Source organism: Rhodococcus sp. W8901 (assembly GCF_013348805.1).
Lineage (GTDB): Bacteria > Actinomycetota > Actinomycetes > Mycobacteriales > Mycobacteriaceae > Prescottella.
Window position 1 is genome coordinate 2,534,642 of record NZ_CP054690.1, and the last position, 17,267, is coordinate 2,551,908.

Genomic DNA, 17,267 nt, shown 5'->3' on the forward strand with positions numbered 1-17,267 from the left:
CATGCCGGATGCGAAAACCTCCCGTCGTGCCCCCCGTCCCACCCGCCGCGTCGTCAGGTCGATCGTTGCCCTGACGGCCGCGGCGGCGGTCGGTGCGACCGCCGCCTGCGGCGAGCCCGCCGATCAGGTGCCGTCGCTGGGCTTCGCGATCGACAACGTCGTGACGACCTACAACGGCAACACCGTCGAGGGCGCGGCGACGGGTGCGCGGCAGGCGCTCGGCCGGGTGCTCACCGGCATGAGCTACACCGGTCCCGCCGGTGGGCCGGTCGCGGACACCGATTTCGGCACGGCCAGCGTGCTTCCCGGCGACGTGCTCACCGTGCAATACCGGCTCAACCCGGCATCGGTGTACTCCGACGGTGTGCCCGTCTCCTGCGACGACCTCGTGCTGACGTGGGCGGCGGGCAGTGGACGGTTCACCCGGCCCGGTGACGGCGGCACCGGACCGATGTTCGAGGCGGCCACGAGGGCCGGCTACTCCGACATCGACCGCGTCGACTGCCAACCCGGATCGAAGGACGCCACCGTCGTCTTCAAGCCCGGCCGCGGCTACCTGGACTGGCGTTCGCTGTTCGGGGCGACCGAGGTGATGCCGGCTCACGTCGCGGCGCAGGCCGCGGGTGTGCCGGACCTGGTCGGTGCAGTCCATTCGGGTGATGCCGACGCAGTCGGTCGCATCGCCGACTTCTGGAACACGGGCTGGACACTGACGCCTGGTGAACCGGATCTGACGAGACTGCCGTCGTCGGGTCCGTATCGGATCGACTCCTACACCGCCGACGGCGGGCTGGTGCTCGTCGAGAACGAGCGCTGGTGGGGCAACAAGCCCGCCACGTCCCGAATCGTGGTGTGGCCCAAGGGTTCGGATGTGCAGTCCCGCATCGACGACGGTGACATCGAGGTCGTCGACATCGGTTCCGGATCGATCGAGGGCCTGAATCTGGGCGACGGCTTCGACGTCGTGGACCAGCCGTCGCGCAGCGTCGAGCAGTTGGTGCTGGCTACGCGCGGCACCCTCGGCTCGGTCGAGGCCCGGCGGGCGTTGGCATTGTGTCTGCCGCGTCAGCAGTTGTTCGACCAACTCGGTCATCCCGGTTTCGACGTGCCGACCGGGCTGGGTTCGGGCGTGGTCGACTCCCGGATCACGGCGCCCGACACGCTCTTCTACGCGTCGGCAGTCGCCGCCGAGGGCGGGATCTACACCGATCCGGACATCCCCGGCGCGACTGCGGCGCGGGAGGAGACGGGGCAGCAGCACCTCACGGTGCGTGTCGGCTACCTCGGACCCGACGAGCGGCGCGCGCAGACCGTTCAGGAGATCGCCGCGTCGTGCGCGGGTGCCGGGATCACCGTCGAGGACGCCGGCTCGCCCGACTTCCGGCCGACGGCCCTCGGCGCGGGCCAGGTCGATGCCGTGCTCGCCGGAACGGGTTCGGCGGCGGGTGCCGCCGGCGTGAGCGCGACGACCGACGCGGCCTTCGCGTTGCACTCGGGCAACGGCGACAACTTCGGCGGGTTCGCCAATGGTCGCTTCGATCAGATCGCCGATCAGCTCGCGGTCGACGGTTCCCTGGCGGCGCGGATGTCGCTGGCGGGGGAGGCGGAGGCGATCCTCTGGAACGAGATGCCGACGATTCCGCTGTTCGACCAGCCGCGGACGACCGCGCATTCGAAGGGGATGCACGCGGTGGTGCCGAACCCTACGAGGTCCGGTGCCGGGTGGAACATGGACAGGTGGATACTTCTCAGGTGATTTCTCAGATGGATGCGCCTGAAGCTGCCACGCCGAACCTCGCGACTGCGCTGGAGAAGGCCGGCGAAGCGGTGTCGCGTCTGACGCGCTGGTGTGACGACTTCCCGACGCCCGGGGTTCGGTTCGCCGACCTGACTCCGGTCTTCGCGGACGGTCCCGGTTACCGCGCCGTGATCGACGGTCTCGCGGCGGCGGGCACCGGTGCCGACCTCGTCGCGGGCGTCGACGCTCGGGGCTTCCTGCTCGGTGGCGGCGTCGCGCTCGAGTTGGGCTGTGGTGTGCTGGCGGTGCGCAAGGCGGGCAAGCTGCCGCCGCCGGTGTATGCGGAGAGCTATGCGCTCGAGTACGGCGCGGCGACGCTGGAGATCCCGTGCGACGCGCCCGACCTGAAGGGCCGGCGGGTGTTCGTGATCGACGACGTCCTCGCCACCGGCGGAACGCTGTTGGCGGCCGCCGAACTGCTGGCCCGGGCCGGTGCCGAGGTGGTCGGCGTCGCGGTGGTTCTCGAGATCGAGGAACTGGGTGGCCGGGAGCGGTTCGAGCGGTACCCGCTGACGTCGCTCGTGCGAGTCTGAGGACTACAGTTGTGCCTGGTGGTGTTGCAGTGCCGCCGGGTCCCGAGGGACCGCCCGCAGCGCGGTGGCAGGAGGTGACGGCATGACCCAGCATCTTGATCGGTCTCAGAACACAGGTGCACCCGGTACAGGGGCGACGCCACCTGCGGAGAAGTCCGCACCCGCGCCCGTACCGACCTCCGCGTCGCGACGGGTGCGCGCCCGGTTGGCACGGCGCATCACCGGTCAGCGCAACGCCCCGGTCCGCCCGGTGCTCGAACCGCTGGTGACCCTGCACCGCGAGCTGTACCCCAAGGCCGACTTCTCGCTGCTGCAGCGGGCGTACGACGTCGCCGAGCAGCGGCACGCCACGCAGTTCCGCAAGTCCGGCGACCCGTACATCACCCATCCGCTCGCGGTCGCGAACATCCTCGCCGAACTCGGCATGGACACCACCACCCTGGTGGCGGCGCTCCTCCACGACACCGTCGAGGACACCGGGTATTCGCTCGAGGAACTGACCGCCGAGTTCGGTGAGGAGGTGGCGCACCTCGTCGACGGCGTCACCAAGCTGGACAAGGTGGTCCTGGGATCGGCTGCCGAGGGCGAGACGATCCGCAAGATGATCATCGCGATGGCGCGCGATCCACGGGTGCTGGTCATCAAGGTCGCCGACCGGCTCCACAACATGCGCACGATGCGGTTCCTGCCGCCGGAGAAGCAGGCGCGCAAGGCCCGCGAGACGTTGGAAGTGATTGCGCCGCTGGCGCATCGACTCGGCATGGCGACCGTGAAGTGGGAGCTCGAGGACCTGTCGTTCGCGATCCTGCATCCGAAGAAGTACGAGGAGATCGTCCGGCTGGTCGCGGACCGGGCACCGTCGCGCGACACCTACCTGGCGAAAGTGCGGGCGGAGATCAACGCGACCCTGTCGGCGTCACGGATCAATGCCGTCGTCGAGGGCCGCCCCAAGCACTACTGGTCGATCTACCAGAAGATGATCGTCAAGGGCCGCGACTTCGACGACATCCACGACCTGGTGGGCGTGCGGATCCTGTGCGACGAGATCCGCGACTGCTACGCCGCGGTCGGCGTCGTGCACTCGCTGTGGCAGCCGATGGCGGGCCGGTTCAAGGACTACATCGCGCAGCCGCGGTACGGGGTCTACCAGTCGCTGCACACCACCGTGATCGGCCCCGAGGGCAAGCCGCTGGAGGTGCAGATCCGCACGCGGGACATGCACCGCACGGCGGAGTTCGGTATCGCCGCGCACTGGCGCTACAAGGAGACCAAGGGGCGGCACTCCGGCGATGTCGCCGAGGTCGACGACATGGCGTGGATGCGTCAGCTGCTCGACTGGCAGCGGGAGGCCGCCGATCCCGGTGAGTTCCTCGAGTCGCTCCGGTACGACCTCGCGGTCAAGGAGATCTTCGTCTTCACGCCGAAGGGCGATGTGGTGACGTTGCCCGCCGGCTCGACGCCGGTCGACTTCGCCTACGCGGTGCACACCGAGGTCGGACACCGATGTATCGGTGCCCGCGTCAACGGCCGGTTGGTGGCGCTCGAGCGCACGCTCGAGAACGGTGAGGTCGTCGAGGTCTTCACATCGAAGGCGGCCAACGCCGGGCCGAGTCGGGACTGGCAGTCGTTCGTGGTGTCGCCGCGGGCGAAGACCAAGATTCGGCAGTGGTTCGCGAAGGAACGCCGCGAGGAAGCGCTCGAAGCCGGCAAGGACGCCATCGCGAAGGAGGTTCGCCGCGGTGGACTTCCCTTGCAGCGCTTGATGAATGCCGAGTCGATGACGGCGATCGCGCACGAGTTGCGGTATGCCGACGTCTCGGCGCTCTACACCGCGGTGGGCGAGCACAACGTCTCGGCTCAGCACGTCGTGCAGCGCCTGGTCGCGCATCTCGGCGGCGTCGGCGCCGTCGAGGAGGAGTTGGCCGAGCGGTCGACGCCGTCGACCATCCCCACCCGCCCGCGTGGCACCGGCGACGTGGGCGTGCTGGTGCCCGGAGCGCCGGGCACGGTCGCCAAGCTCGCGAAGTGTTGCACCCCGGTGCCGGGCGACGAGATCATGGGCTTCGTGACGCGCGGCGGTGCGGTGAGCGTGCACCGCACGGACTGCACCAACGCGGCCTCGCTGCGACAGCAGTCGGAGCGGATCATCGAAGTCCAGTGGGCGCCGTCGCCGTCGTCGGTGTTCCTGGTGGCCATCCAGATCGAGGCACTCGACAGGCATCGGTTGCTGTCGGACGTGACCAAGGCTCTCGCCGACGAGAAGGTGAACATCCTGTCGGCGTCGGTGACTACGTCGGGGGACCGGGTCGCGGTCAGCAAGTTCACGTTCGAGATGGGCGACCCGAAGCACCTGGGTCATGTGCTGAACGTGGTGCGCAACGTCGAGGGCGTCTACGACGTCTACCGCGTGACGTCGGCCGCCTAGCGGGTTCGAGCCTCCGGAACGGGCTGAAGGGGCCCTTCGTGCGCTGTGAGCGTACGAAGGGCCCCTTCAGCTGTGCAGGGGAGGCGTGTCAGCCGAGTTTGGCGGTCTCGATGGTGACCGGGTTGGTCGGGGCGCCGTCGCCGGGCGACGTGGAGCCCTTCACGCCGGCCGCGGCGATCTTGTCCAGGGTGGCGAGCCCCTCGTCCGAGATCGTGCCGACCACCGTGTAGTTCGGCTGGAGCAGCGAGTCCTCGAAGACCAGGAAGAACTGGCTGCCGTTGGTGTCGGCGCCGGCGTTGGCCATCGCGACGGTGCCGCGGGGATACACGACGGGGTTGTTCAGCGCGGGATCGTTCGCGGCGAACTGATTGGTCGGGTACTCGTTGGCGTACTGGTAGCCGGGTCCGCCGCTGCCGCGTCCGGACGGGTCACCGCACTGCAGCATGCCCAGGCCGGGGACGGTGGAGATGCGGTGGCAGGGGGTGCCGTCGTAGTACGCCTGCTCGGTGAGGCTGACGAAGCTGTTGACCGTGCAGGGTGCCTTCGCGCGGTCGAGGGTGAGGCCGATCGGACCCGCATCGGTGGCGAGAGCGACCGGGACGGTGCCCTCGGTCGAGACGCCCGTTCCGTTCGGAGCCTTCACGTCCTTCGCGGCCGGACCGGCCGGGGCGTAGCTGCAGTCGACCGTCGGCGCGGCGGGTGCGGCGGCCGCGGGCAGGGCCGCGAAACGGGACATGTCGATCGACGGCGCGGCCGGTGTCGTCCAGGTGCTCGATGCGCTCGTGGAGGTGTCGGTGGAGCTGTCGTTGTCGGAGGAGCACCCGGTCAGGACGAGTGCCACGCCCAGTCCGACTGCGGCTAATGCTGTGCGCTTCATCAGTCCAGTCTCACACTCGTGATCTCGACGGGCAGGTTCGGCTTGCCGTCACCGGGCTGGTTGGACGCGTCGTTTCCGGCCGCGGCAACCTTGTCGAGGGTCGCGAGGCCGGTCTCGTCGATCGTGCCGAACACGGTGTAGTCCGGCGGCAGCTGCGAATCGCCGTAGACCATGAAGAATTGGCTGCCGTTGCTGTTCGGCACGGCGCTGTGCGCCATCGCCAGGGTGCCGCGGGGGTACAGCGCGGGCGTGCTCAACGCGGGATCGCCCTCGGCGTACTGGTCGGTCGGGAACTCGTTGGCGAAGCCGTAGCCGGGCCCGCCGGTCCCGGTCCCGGTGGGGTCGCCGCACTGCAGGACCTGCAGGCTGTCACCTGTGGTGAGCCGGTGGCAGCTGGTGGCGTCGAAGTAGCCCTGCGAGGCGAGGCTGACGAAATTGTTGACCGTGCAGGGCGATTCGCCGTTGTTCAGCGTCAGGCCGATGTTGCCCTGCGAAGTCTCCATGCTGGCGCTGACAGTCGCGACGGTGGTGTCGATGCCCTCGGTGCGCGGCGGAGTGTTGGGCTTCGACGGCGCGCTGCCGTCGGGCGTGTAGGTGCAGTTCACGAGATTCGCGAGCGCCTCGGCGCGACCGGCCGGCAACGCGCCGGCGGTCTGCGTCGGGGAGGCCGCGGTGTTCTCGGAGGACTTGTCCTCGTCCTTGCCGCTCAGCGTCACCACGACGGCCCCGACCGCGACCACGACGATGACGCCGACGATCGAACCGGCGATCGTCAACTGCTTGCGCTTTCGTGCGCGCGCGGCGCGCCGTTCGAGCTGGCGTTCCAGCTTTCTCTTCGCTGCTTCCCGGCGCTGCTGATTGCTCGGCACTGCGGTAGTCCTCCCGTACGTCTCGTTCGGTTTGTTCCGGAATATCTCGTGGCACCCGTCGCCGCCCGAGGGCTTCGGGCGAGTCTGTCATTCCAACCTGAGAAGATCCTGGCGCGACGACAGCCTAGGCTGTATGCGGTCCGCAACGGACCCCGTAATCGACCCGTACTTTAGGAGCTGCCGCCGTGCTCGTCACCGGATTCCCGGCCGGGATGTTCCAGACCAACTGTTACATCCTCGCGCAGGACGACTCGACGGACTGCGTTGTCGTCGATCCCGGCCAGGACGCGGCCGAACCGTTGGCGCAGTTCCTCGCCCAGTCGGAGCTCGAGCCCCGGGCGGTGCTGTTGACACACGGCCATCTCGATCACACGTGGTCGGTGCAGCCGGTCTGCGAGCGGTACGGCATTCCGGCCTACATCCACCCCGAGGACCGGTACATGCTCAGCGATCCCGCGCGCGGGATCGGACCGACCATGAACCAGTTCATCGCCGGGGTCGAGTTCCGTGAGCCGGCCGAGGTGATCGAACTCGCCGACGGTGACGAGTTCTCCGTCGCCGGGATCGACTTCGTGGTCGACCACACCCCCGGGCACACGCAGGGTTCGGTCGTCTTCCGCACCGAACTGTCGACCGATGACGGACCGCTGCAGGTCGCACTGACCGGAGACACGCTGTTCCAGGGTTCGATCGGCCGCAGCGACCTTCCCGGGGGCAACCACGAGCAGTTGCTGCGCTCGATCGCGCGCAAGTTGCTCGTGCTCGACGACAGCACCGCAATCCTGCCCGGCCACGGTGGATCGAGTTCGATCGGCCAGGAGCGTGCCGCGAACCCGTTCCTCGTTGGACTGACCGCCTCCCAGTAAGGAAAAGTAAGCACCGTGAGTAAGTCCAGCACCTTCTCGGCCCCCAAGGGCATTCCCGACTATGTCCCGCCGCAGTCCGCGGAGTTCGTCGCCGTGCGCGACGGGCTGACCCGCGCGGCGAGGTTGGCCGGCTACGGACACATCGAGTTGCCGATCTTCGAGGACACGGGTCTGTTCGCCCGCGGCGTCGGTGAGTCCACCGACGTCGTGTCGAAGGAGATGTACACGTTCGCCGACCGCGGCGATCGTTCGGTGACGCTCCGGCCCGAGGGCACCGCCGGTGTGATGCGCGCCGTGATCGAGCACGGCCTCGACCGCGGCCAACTCCCGGTCAAGCTCAGCTACGCCGGCCCGTTCTTCCGCTACGAGCGCCCCCAGGCGGGCCGCTACCGTCAGCTGCAGCAGGTGGGCGTCGAGGCGATCGGCGTGGACGATCCGGCGCTCGACGCCGAGGTCATCGCGATCGCCGACGCCGGTTTCCGGTCCCTCGGACTCGACGGTTTCCGGCTCGAGATCACCTCGCTCGGTGACGAGACGTGCCGCCCGCAGTATCGGGAGCGGTTGCAGGAGTTCCTGTTCGCGCTGCCGCTGGACGAAGAAACGCAGGCACGAGCCCGAATCAACCCGCTGCGCGTGCTCGACGACAAGCGCAAGGAGGTCCGCGAGATGACGGCGGACGCCCCGCTCATGCTCGATCACCTCTCGGAGAGTGCGAAGTCGCACTTCGATCAGGTCCTCGCACACCTCGACGCGCTCGGTGTGCCCTACGTCGTGAATCCGCGCATGGTGCGCGGCCTCGACTACTACACCAAGACCACGTTCGAGTTCGTCCACGACGGTCTCGGTGCACAGTCCGGCATCGGCGGCGGTGGTCGCTACGACGGCCTCATGGAGCAGCTCGGCGGTCAGCCGTTGTCCGGTATCGGCTTCGGCCTCGGTGTGGACCGCACCATCCTGGCGCTCGCGGCGGAGGGCAAGTCCGCCGGCAACCCCGCGCGCTGCGAGGTGTTCGGCGTGCCGATCGGTGACGCGGCGAAGGCGCGGATGGTCACGATCGCGCGGGACCTGCGGGCGGCCGGCATCCGCGTCGACATGGTGTACGGCGATCGCGGGATCAAGGGCTCGATGAAGGCGGCGGACCGTTCGGGTGCACGGTTCGCGCTCGTGCTCGGCGACGAGGACCTCGCGGCCGACACGATCGGCGTCAAGAACCTGGGCACCGGCGAACAGACCTCGGTCCCGTTGGAAGATATTGTCGCGCAGATCGGTTCGATTCTTGCCGACGCCTGACGGCGCGGGTGGGGAGCAGTTCTCCCTCGACCTCATCCCGGCGTCGATGTTGGCGCCCCGCATGCGCCGGATCGCCGTCGTCTCGATCGTGATCGGGATCGTGGTGGGCGCCGTGGTGGCGTTCTTCGCCGACCCGCTGGTCGCCGTCGCCGTCGGCGCGGTGATCGGCCTGCCGACCGCGCTGTCGGCGCTGCTGGCAACCCGGCGCCGAATGTGGTTGGACGGCACCGTGATCCACGCATCGAACGGACTCCGGCACCGTCGGATCGAGGTGGGCAAGGCGGTCAGTGTCGAGTTCGTCGTCCGGGCCGGGCGGATCAGTCAGGTCGCGGTACGGATCGGGGACGGCCGGGCTGCGCAGACCGTGCCGCTCGCGCTCTACACCGCGGACGGCGGGCGCGAACTCGAGGTGCTCGGGTTGCGCAAGCTCGCCGACGCCCTCTCCGCGAGCGAACTGGCACCCGCGGCCGCCGCGGCATCGCTGCTCATCGAGCAGTTGCGAGCGGAGGCCCGGGGTGCCGGTCTGGAGGAGCGCCCGCTGTACCGAGCGGTCGTACTGGTCCGCGATGCGGGCCGGGTCCCGCAGACCGTGCTCACCGACCAGGAAGTCGCGACCCTGTCGATCTGACGTCCGTGCGCCGAGACGGACTGACCGGGCGGTAACTCCCTGGTTGCGGGTTCGGCCGTTCGCTTCGCTGCGCCGCCGGACAGGATTATCGTTCGAAGCATGGTCGGACTCTGGCCCGTCCTCGATCGCAAGGCTGTCTTCGAGGACGCAGAGGAACTGCTCCGCAACGGCACGTCGTGCGGAGTGGTGCTGGTCGGTACCGCCGGGGTCGGCAAGACCACGATGGCGCGGGAGTTGGTGGGTTCGCTCACCGGTGACGCCCGATGGATCGTCGGCACCGAGTCCACCCAGTCCATTCCCCTCGGGGCGTTCGCGCCGCACCTGGCCCGCACCACGTCGCGCGACCCCGTCGTCGCGCTGCGCGCGGTGCGCGACCTGCTCGCCGAGGACGGCTCGGCTCCCGACGGCTGGGTGGGGATCATCGGGGTGGACGACGCGCACCTGCTCGACGAGTTCTCGGCGGGACTGGTCCACCAGTTGGCGGTCGGCCGCGATGCCCGGCTGGTCGTCACCGTCCGCAGCGGTGCTCCCGTGCCGGGGGCGATCGAGGCGCTGTGGAAGGACGGCCTGCTCACCCCGTTCGTGGTCCCGCCGTTCACGCGGCAGGAGATGGACGAGGAACTGCACGCGGTTCTCGGCGCTCCGGTCGAGCGGTTCAGCGCGGACGAGATCTGGGAGGCGTCGGAGGGCAATCCGCTGTTCCTGCGGCACCTCGTGGAGGGCGCGCTCGACGGCGGCACACTCCGCAAATCGGGGGGTGTGTGGCAGTTGCGGGGTCGCCCCGGGGTGTCCGCGGCCCTCGCGTCGCTGCTCGAGTCGCGCTTCGCGCGGACACCGCGCGACGCCCTCGACGTGGTCGACTACCTCGCCTTCTGCGAGCCACTCGAGCTCGAGGTACTCAGCGAACTGGTGAGCCGGCGGTCGATCGAAGAGGCCGAGCGGCTGGATCTGGTGCGCATCCGGGACGTGGGAAACGCGCACGTCGTGCGCCTGGCACATCCGCTCTTCGGTGAGGTGATCCGCGATCGTGCCGGTGTGCTCGCCGCGCAGCGTATCAAGCGGCGACTCGTCGAGGTGCTGCGCGCGTCACCCGATCCGGGCGTGGTGACCTCGATGCGCATCGCCGAGCTGGCGATGGAGTCCGGAATGGACCCGGATCCGGATCTGCTGGTGCGCGGTGCGGAGGACGCGATCGCGATGGCCAGCCTCGATCTCGGTGCGCGCCTCGCGGGTGCCGCCGTCCGGCGCGGAGCCGGCTTCGACGCGTCGTTCGCGCTGGGTCGGGCCCTGATGTGGCAGGGCCGGGGCGACGAGGCCGAGAAGGTGTTCGCGGCCGTCGACCCGGACGCGTTGAGCGAGTACGACGTCGCCCGTTGGCTCCTGACCCGCGTCGCGAGCCTGTATCTGGAGGCCGGTCGCCCGCAGGAGGCGGTCGCGCTGTTCGAGCGCGAACGGGGCCGGATCACCGACCCCATGCTCGCGGTGTCGGTGGTGGCACTGGACGCGGTCCTGCACCTGTACGACCGTCGGCCCGCGGAGGCGATCGCACTGGCCCGGCAGGTGGGGGCGGCGCCGGAGGCCCACCCGTGGGCGCGTGCCAGCGCGGTGTTCGCGGGTGTCGCGGCGCTGACCGTGTCGGGCCGCGGCTTCGAGGTGGGCGCGCTGGCCTCGTCCGCGTGGGAAGCGATCTCGCACGGCGACGGCCTGCTGCGATTCCACATCGGTTACTTCGAGGTCCAGGCACTCACGCTCGTCGGCCGGTTGTCGGCGGCACAGCAGACGGCCGCCCGGTACCGCGACCTGGCCGCCGGACAGCCGAACAGCGCCGCCCTGGCCGACGTGGCGTCCGGCGTCGTGGAACTGACGAGCGGCAGGCTCAACGATGCCGCCGAGCACCTGACGGAGGCCCTCGCGGTGCTCGACCGCGAGACGCGATCGGAATGGATGCTGCTCGCGGCCGTGAGCCTGTGCGAGGTGCGGGCCGCGCAGGGGAAGCCCGACGACGCCACCGCCGCTCTCGCGATCGCGGAACGCCATTCCGGCCCCGAACTGGCCTTCTTCGACCCGCTCATCGACATCGCCCGGGCGTGGGTGGCGGGGGCGGCGGGGGAGGTGTCCGCCGCGGTCCATGCGGCGCGCCGCGGTGCGGACCGGGCTGCGCAGTCCGGCCAGTTCGCGGTGGAGGCGCTCGCGCTCGACGTCGCGACCACGTTCGGCGACTACTCCACCGTCCAGCGGCTCGTCGAGCTCGGGTCGGTCGTGGACGGGCCGTTCGCGAAGGTGGCGGCCGAGCGAGCACGCGCGCTGGCGAAGGCGGACGGACCCGCACTCGACCGGCTCGCCGCCGAGTTCGAGCGCGTCGGCGCCCTGATCGCGGCGGCGGACATGTACGCGCAGGCCGCCACCGCGTACTCGCGGTCGAGCGACCGCCGGGGTGAACTGTCGGCGGCGGCGAAGGCGCACTGGTTGTCGTCGCGGTGTGACGGGGCGACCACGCCCGCCCTGGCGAAGGCGGCCCGCCCGCTGCCGCTGACCGATCGTGAACGGGAGATCGCGGTTCTGGTCGGTCGCGGACTGTCGAACAAGGACATCGCCAGCCGACTGGTGCTGTCGGTGCGCACCGTCGAGGGCCACATCTACCGGGCGTGCGAGAAGCTGGCGCTGAGCCACCGCAGCGACCTCGCCAAGCTCGTCCAGGTGTGAGCCGTTCCACAATCGTCGATCGACGTGTGGTGTGACCGATCTCCTTCTCCCGCTGCCGGATTCGTGGCTACGGTGGGAAGTGTCGATGACGACGCGAGGAGGCGGCATGAGCACTGCACCTGTCGGTAACGCACCAGCCACTGTCACGGTCACCGGGGCCTCCGGGCAGATCGCGTACGGTTTGCTCTTCCGGATCGCGGCCGGCGACATGCTCGGTCCCGAGACCCCGATTCGCTTGAGATTGCTGGAGATTCCCGCTGCGGTCAGATCCGCGGAGGGTGTCGCGATGGAACTCGAGGACGGTGCGTTCCCTCTGCTCGACGGAATCGAGATCACCGACGATCCACTCGTCGGCTTCGACGGGTCCGACATCGCGATGTTGGTCGGGGCGCGTCCCCGCACGAAGGGCATGGAACGCGCGGACCTGCTGTCGGCGAACGGCGCGATCTTCACCGCGCAGGGCCGGGCGATCGAGGCCCGCGCATCGGACGACGTCAAGGTACTGGTCGTGGGCAATCCCGCGAACACCAACGCGCTGATCACGATGAACAATGCTCCCCGCGTGCCGCGAACCCGGTTCTCGGCCCTGACCCGGCTCGACCACAACCGGGCCATCGCGCAACTCGCGCACAAGACCGGTGAGCCGGCCGCCAGCATTCGTCGGATGACCATCTGGGGTAACCACTCGGCAACTCAGTACCCGGACCTGTTCCACGCTTTCGTGGGCAACAAGCCCGCGGACGATGCGGTCTCGGATCCTGCCTGGATCGAGGACGACTTCGTTCCCACCGTGCAGCAGCGGGGGACTGCCATCATCCAGGCCCGTGGGTCGTCGTCGGCGGCGAGCGCCGCGAGCGCGGCGATCGATCATGTCCGGGACTGGGTCCGCGGAACCGCCGACGGAGACTGGGTCTCGATGGCGGTGTGCTCGGACGGCTCGTACGGCGTCCCGGAGGGTCTGATCAGCTCGTTCCCGGTGACTTGCGCGAACGGTGAGTTCACCATCGTCCCGGACCTGGAGATCGACGACTTCTCGCGCGGACGGATCGCCCGGTCCGTCGCGGAACTCGAGCAGGAACGGGACGCGGTCCGCGCGCTCGGCCTGATCTGACGACGGGCCGAGCGCACGAACGGCGATCAGCGCGGGTCGAACTCGTCGGCCCCCAGCTCGCCGGGGTCGACGCCGCCGATGACCGCCGGGGCCACCATCGGCAGGTCGCCGACAACGTCGTTGCTCCGCGCCGCATCGACGAGGTAGCTCGGTGTGCTGCGATCCACGGTGTCGTCGTAGCCGCTGCGAGCCCCGGAGCCCATTCCGCCGGGCGCGAAGCCGCTGCCCGTTCCCGACGCGGCGGCGCCCAGGGCCGGTGCGGTCGGATTCGCAGGTCCGGCGGCGGGAGTGCCGGCCGGCACCTGTGCGGCAGCCGGTCCGCGCCCCGCCGAACCGGCGGCCGCAGCGCTGCCGCTTCCGATGCTTCCGAGGAAGCCGGACGTGGCGGAACCGCCTGAGCCACCGCCACCTCCGACACCGCCGCCGGCGGGGGTTGTCGGCGCTGCGGTCGTGGTGGCCGCGAAGTCCCCGGCGCCCCCGGTGATGCCCGCGGCCAGGGTGGGCGCCGCGACGGAATCCCCGAACTGTCCGGTGAGCGTCCCGACGAGGGGTTTTCCGACCGATTCGAGAAGTGAACTCGCGACCGCGATCGGCGACGGCCCGCCCCCGGGCGTGAGACCGGCTGCGGGAGCGGGCGCCGGCGGAACCGGGATCTCGGCCCCCAGTGCTGCCATCGCCGACTGGTGCCCGGCGAGTTCGGCGCGGGTTTCGGCGATCACGGTCAACGCGCGCTGGAGATGATCGGCAGCGGCCGCGATGAGCATGGTCTGTCCCGGCGGGGTGAGAGCCACCGGCCCGGCGGCAACGGCGGTCGCGACGAACGATTCGGCGACGGCAACGAGTTTCGCGTTGCCGCGAGCCACTGAGCCCGCGGCTTCCTGCGTGACCGTGGCGATCTCGTTTCCGCGTCGGCTGAGCTGCTCACCGGCGAGCTGGGCCTGCTGTCCCTGGGACTGGGCGGCGAGCGCGGCCCGACCGTCCCACGCCTGATCGAGGGTCTTCAATCCGGACAGCCCCACGGACAGTGCGGTGTCGATGATCGACGACGACTGCTGCAGCAACGCCGTCGGATCGAAACCGCCGACCGTTCCGGTGCCGAACGCGCCGGCGAGCTCGGAGATCGGTTGCAGCAGTTGATCCAGACCCGGCAGCGGCGGCAGCGTGGGAAGCGGCGGCGTTGCGGGCAGTGGTGGGAGCGGCGGCAGGGCGCCCGCCGCGATGTCGGTGAACGGTGTGTCCAGCAGCGGCCCGAGCGGCGACGCGGCGAGCGCCTCCATCGGGGTGCGGGGGACCGGCATGTCGAGCACCGGTGCGACCGGTGACGCCTGCAACAGATCCAGCACCGTCGGCTGATCGCTCCCCGATGCCGTCGAATCCGAGGCCGTCATGCGTTCTCCCCCAGAGCATCTCGTGCGGCGCCGAGTGCGGCACCGGTGGACCGGTCCGCGCCGTCGTAGGCCGCCGCGATGGTGTGCGCGACCGAACTCGTGCCCGCGTACACGTTCGCCAGGGCCGCAACCGATCTCGCGTGCGTCACCTGCGTCGTGGCAAATGTCGCGAGGAAGTCGGCGCCGATGACACCGAACACCGGCGCCAGTGCCACGACGTTGGCGGCGGCGTCGAACGCGCCGGCCGCTCCGATGTTCGCGGCAGTCTCCGCCGCTATGTCCCCGTACGCGCGAATCTCGTCCGGCGCAGCCGTGAATCCGTCCATGTCGACCCCCCAGTCAGTGATTCCGGTGACACTGTAGCGGAGGCGGTGGGGCGTGCGCGCAGCGTCGGGGCCGGGCTGTGGACAACTCTCGGCAATCAGCTTTCGGGTATTCGGTCGAGGAGGGCCGTTGCCCGTCTCGCGATCTCGTCCGTCGGACCGGTCCAGCCCAGGGCCCGTAGGGCCGCGTCGGCGACCGCGTCGGGGGTGAGCGGCGACGTGGTGTCGTGCACCGCGGCGTCCGAACGGGAGCTGATGGTCGCCTCGACGAGCCGGAAAGGCAGTTCGAGGGGGACGGAACCGCAGTCGGGGCCGGCGATCGCGTCGCGGGCGTCGTGCGCGAACGCCGCGTACCGCGCCATGAGGTCCGCCCGCAGTCCGCGGAACTCGGCGAACCGCTCCGTCGTCACCTCGGGCAGTAGGTACAGGGCGCCCAGATTCCAGCGGGACGCGACGAGCTGCCCGGCATCGAAGAGCGCGAGGGCGTACATGCCCACGACGGGATCTTCACAGTCCCGGCGCAGCTGTTCGGCGCACTCCACCGGAGCCGCGACGGTCCCGAGCAGGAGGGCGGCGAGGATGTCGTCCTTGGTGGCGAAATGGTGGTACATCGACGCCTGCCGGATCCCGACGGCGTCGGCGATCATCCGCGTGGACGTTCCCGTGAAGCCGCGGGTGGTGAACAGTTCCGCCGCCGCGTCGAGGATCTCCTCGCGTGCGGTCGCGCCGGGCCGTTTGCGCGTCGACAGTCTCGGCCGGCCGGCACCAGTTGTCGTCATGGATCCATCCTTACAGGAAAGCGACGCAGTGCGATTCGCGAAGCGCGGTCAGTCGGCGGGTGGGCCCGCATACGACAGCCGTCGCTGCACGCCGGCGATCTCGCGGACCGCCTCGGACAAGAGGCTCCGGAACAGCGGAGTGAGCGACCCGGCCGCGATCTCGTCGGTGACGGCGTGGCCCTGTTCGAGGATCTCGCACTGGTGTCGGAGCCGGATCTGTTGCACGACCTCGAACGATTCGGACAGTACGCGGGCATCGTCGTCGAGCAAGAGTCCGGTGCCGGCCGCCGCCCGCAGGCGTCCGGTCGTCGAGCGGTCGCTGACGCCGGCGCAGATCCCGGCCCATCGCGCGATGTTCACGACGGGCATCGCCGCATCGGCCTTGAGGTCGATGTTCCCCGTGCGGCGGGTCAGGAGGCGGCGCAGCGGGTGCAGGCGCGCGGGTTCGTCCACGGCCTGGCGCAGCAGCAGCCTCGTCGCGGCGGGGGCGGTGCGCAGTCGAGTCGCCACCCACTCGGCGAGGTGGGGACGCCCATCTCCCCAGGTCTCCCGGCTGTCCGCGAGCATCGACAGCATCACCAGACCGCGATCGGTGAACGGGTCGGCGATCCACCCCTCCACCGCACCGAGCCAGCGCTGGTGCGATCGGGAGAACCGGGTGCGGTCGGCGGTCGCGCCCTTGGCGTCCGCGCGAAGCCCACACGAGTCCAGGAGATCGTGAACCCGAGCGGCGAGCGCGGTGACGGTGTCGGTCTCGATGTCGGCGCCGACGACGACCGCGGTGTCGAGATCGGAGTTCGGTAGCGCCTCGCGCCGAGCGACACTGCCCAGGCTCAGCCAGGTGAGGTCCGGCGCGGCGCGCGCGGCCACCAGATCGAGTGCTCGTGCCACGGTCGCGTCGACGATCACCGACAGGATTGCGCTGACGTCGGTCGGTGCCACCCGCGCTCGATGTAGGTCCAGGACCAGGGCGGGGATCTGCCTTGCGGTGGCGATGAGCTGATCGGTGTCGGCGGTGCGCGCCACGGCGCCGCGCAGCAGGAAGCCGCCGCGCGCTGCGCCGGCGAGGAGATCGGCGTCCTCGACGATGCCGAGCACCTCGCCCCGTGTCGAGAGCACCGGCATCGTGCGAACCCCGCATTCGAGCATGTCGCGCAGGGCGTCGGCGCCCAGTCGGTCGGCGGGACACGTGTGTACCGGGCTGGTCATCGCGGCGGTGACGGGCGTGTTCGGGCCGAGGCCCGCGGCGACGACCCGCCGCGTGAGGTCGCCTTCGGTCACGATGCCGTGGGATCCGTCGGCCAGTGGCACGAGAACGCATCGCCGGCGCGTAGTTGTCATGAGAACGGCGGCGTCGCGGACGGTCGCCGTCGCCGGACACAACGGTGCGCGTCCCCGCAACAGCTCGCCCACCGGCCGGATCGCCGGGCTGGTCGCCACCGACGGACGCCGGTCCACCTGTTCGTCCACGATGTCCATCCTGGCAGTGGTACCCCGCGCCCGGATCGCCGCGCCCGTGACCTGCGCGTGTGAGTGGTTCGTCATCCGCAGGTGACCGATGACACGGGACTGCAACCGAAGACGTCCACCTGGACTCACGTTTGCAACGTCGGCGACATCGACCGCGTCATTTGGCTCGGAAAACTGTCGAGTGACAGAAACCGGTACCCGGGGCGG

General features: G+C 70.0%; 14 protein-coding genes. 8 read left to right on the plus strand and 6 right to left on the minus strand.

The features are described from left to right. The first annotated feature begins 1 nt into the window (after position 1). The 3 genes from HUN07_RS12015 to HUN07_RS12025 all read left to right on the plus strand — a co-directional run bounded on the left by HUN07_RS12015 (position 2) and on the right by HUN07_RS12025 (position 4,756). Positions 2-1,756 carry an ABC transporter substrate-binding protein gene (locus HUN07_RS12015; protein WP_114722632.1) on the plus strand — a complete coding sequence of 585 codons (1,755 nt, stop codon included), beginning with the start codon at positions 2-4 and terminating at the stop codon, positions 1,754-1,756. A gap of 8 nt (positions 1,757-1,764) precedes the next feature. Then, positions 1,765-2,331 carry an adenine phosphoribosyltransferase gene (locus HUN07_RS12020; protein WP_114722633.1) on the plus strand — a complete coding sequence of 189 codons (567 nt, stop codon included), beginning with the start codon at positions 1,765-1,767 and terminating at the stop codon, positions 2,329-2,331. A gap of 82 nt (positions 2,332-2,413) precedes the next feature. Next, complete coding sequence (locus HUN07_RS12025) at positions 2,414-4,756, plus strand: RelA/SpoT family protein (RefSeq protein ID WP_174909870.1); 2,343 nt, start codon at positions 2,414-2,416, stop codon at positions 4,754-4,756. 88 nt (positions 4,757-4,844) lie between these two features. Here HUN07_RS12025 and HUN07_RS12030 read toward each other — a convergent pair whose 3' ends face one another. Further along, the gene (locus HUN07_RS12030; protein ID WP_174909872.1) at positions 4,845-5,633 is read right to left on the minus strand and encodes a peptidylprolyl isomerase; all 789 of its coding nucleotides are present in this window, start codon (positions 5,631-5,633) and stop codon (positions 4,845-4,847) included. Further along, positions 5,633-6,502 carry a peptidylprolyl isomerase gene (locus tag HUN07_RS12035; protein WP_174909874.1) on the minus strand — a complete coding sequence of 290 codons (870 nt, stop codon included), beginning with the start codon at positions 6,500-6,502 and terminating at the stop codon, positions 5,633-5,635. The genes HUN07_RS12030 and HUN07_RS12035 overlap by 1 nt, the downstream gene beginning before the upstream one ends. A gap of 185 nt (positions 6,503-6,687) precedes the next feature. On the opposite strand from HUN07_RS12035, the gene HUN07_RS12040 reads away from it, so the two are divergent. The 5 genes from HUN07_RS12040 to HUN07_RS12060 all read left to right on the plus strand — a co-directional run bounded on the left by HUN07_RS12040 (position 6,688) and on the right by HUN07_RS12060 (position 13,100). After that, a complete protein-coding gene (locus tag HUN07_RS12040) occupies positions 6,688-7,368 on the plus strand; it encodes an MBL fold metallo-hydrolase (protein WP_114722637.1) in 681 nt (226 codons plus the stop codon). Between the two features lie 15 nt (positions 7,369-7,383). Then, positions 7,384-8,658 carry a histidine--tRNA ligase gene (gene hisS, locus HUN07_RS12045; protein ID WP_174909876.1) on the plus strand — a complete coding sequence of 425 codons (1,275 nt, stop codon included), beginning with the start codon at positions 7,384-7,386 and terminating at the stop codon, positions 8,656-8,658. A gap of 46 nt (positions 8,659-8,704) precedes the next feature. Further along, entirely contained in the window at positions 8,705-9,286 is a 582-nt protein-coding gene (locus HUN07_RS12050; RefSeq protein WP_174914655.1) for a hypothetical protein, read from the plus strand. A gap of 99 nt (positions 9,287-9,385) precedes the next feature. Continuing rightward, the gene (locus tag HUN07_RS12055) at positions 9,386-11,989 is read left to right on the plus strand and encodes a helix-turn-helix transcriptional regulator (RefSeq protein WP_174909878.1); all 2,604 of its coding nucleotides are present in this window, start codon (positions 9,386-9,388) and stop codon (positions 11,987-11,989) included. 106 nt (positions 11,990-12,095) lie between these two features. Further along, positions 12,096-13,100 (plus strand): malate dehydrogenase, encoded by a 1,005-nt coding sequence (locus HUN07_RS12060; RefSeq protein WP_174909880.1) that lies wholly within the window; start codon positions 12,096-12,098, stop codon positions 13,098-13,100. 26 nt (positions 13,101-13,126) lie between these two features. On the opposite strand, the gene HUN07_RS12065 is transcribed toward HUN07_RS12060, so the two are convergent. The 4 genes from HUN07_RS12065 to HUN07_RS12080 all read right to left on the minus strand — a co-directional run bounded on the left by HUN07_RS12065 (position 13,127) and on the right by HUN07_RS12080 (position 17,069). After that, entirely contained in the window at positions 13,127-14,488 is a 1,362-nt protein-coding gene (locus HUN07_RS12065; protein WP_174909882.1) for a hypothetical protein, read from the minus strand. Continuing rightward, a complete protein-coding gene (locus HUN07_RS12070; RefSeq protein WP_114722641.1) occupies positions 14,485-14,814 on the minus strand; it encodes a type VII secretion target in 330 nt (109 codons plus the stop codon). The genes HUN07_RS12065 and HUN07_RS12070 overlap by 4 nt, the downstream gene beginning before the upstream one ends. A 95-nt stretch (positions 14,815-14,909) precedes the next feature. Next, positions 14,910-15,590 carry a TetR/AcrR family transcriptional regulator gene (locus HUN07_RS12075; protein ID WP_174909884.1) on the minus strand — a complete coding sequence of 227 codons (681 nt, stop codon included), beginning with the start codon at positions 15,588-15,590 and terminating at the stop codon, positions 14,910-14,912. A gap of 48 nt (positions 15,591-15,638) precedes the next feature. Beyond that, a complete protein-coding gene (locus HUN07_RS12080) occupies positions 15,639-17,069 on the minus strand; it encodes a putative nucleotidyltransferase substrate binding domain-containing protein (RefSeq protein WP_254622910.1) in 1,431 nt (476 codons plus the stop codon). Positions 17,070-17,267 lie beyond the last annotated feature (198 nt).

Coding starts and splice junctions, on each gene's coding strand:
- HUN07_RS12015 (WP_114722632.1), top strand. CDS start 2: ATGCCGGATGCGAAAACCTCCCGTCGTGCCCCCCGTCCCACCCGCCGC.
- HUN07_RS12020 (WP_114722633.1), top strand. CDS start 1,765: ATGGATGCGCCTGAAGCTGCCACGCCGAACCTCGCGACTGCGCTGGAG.
- HUN07_RS12025 (WP_174909870.1), top strand. CDS start 2,414: ATGACCCAGCATCTTGATCGGTCTCAGAACACAGGTGCACCCGGTACA.
- HUN07_RS12030 (WP_174909872.1), bottom strand. CDS start 5,633: ATGAAGCGCACAGCATTAGCCGCAGTCGGACTGGGCGTGGCACTCGTC.
- HUN07_RS12050 (WP_174914655.1), top strand. CDS start 8,705: ATGTTGGCGCCCCGCATGCGCCGGATCGCCGTCGTCTCGATCGTGATC.
- HUN07_RS12055 (WP_174909878.1), top strand. CDS start 9,386: ATGGTCGGACTCTGGCCCGTCCTCGATCGCAAGGCTGTCTTCGAGGAC.
- HUN07_RS12060 (WP_174909880.1), top strand. CDS start 12,096: ATGAGCACTGCACCTGTCGGTAACGCACCAGCCACTGTCACGGTCACC.
- HUN07_RS12065 (WP_174909882.1), bottom strand. CDS start 14,488: ATGACGGCCTCGGATTCGACGGCATCGGGGAGCGATCAGCCGACGGTG.
- HUN07_RS12070 (WP_114722641.1), bottom strand. CDS start 14,814: ATGGACGGATTCACGGCTGCGCCGGACGAGATTCGCGCGTACGGGGAC.
- HUN07_RS12075 (WP_174909884.1), bottom strand. CDS start 15,590: ATGACGACAACTGGTGCCGGCCGGCCGAGACTGTCGACGCGCAAACGG.
- HUN07_RS12080 (WP_254622910.1), bottom strand. CDS start 17,069: ATGGACATCGTGGACGAACAGGTGGACCGGCGTCCGTCGGTGGCGACC.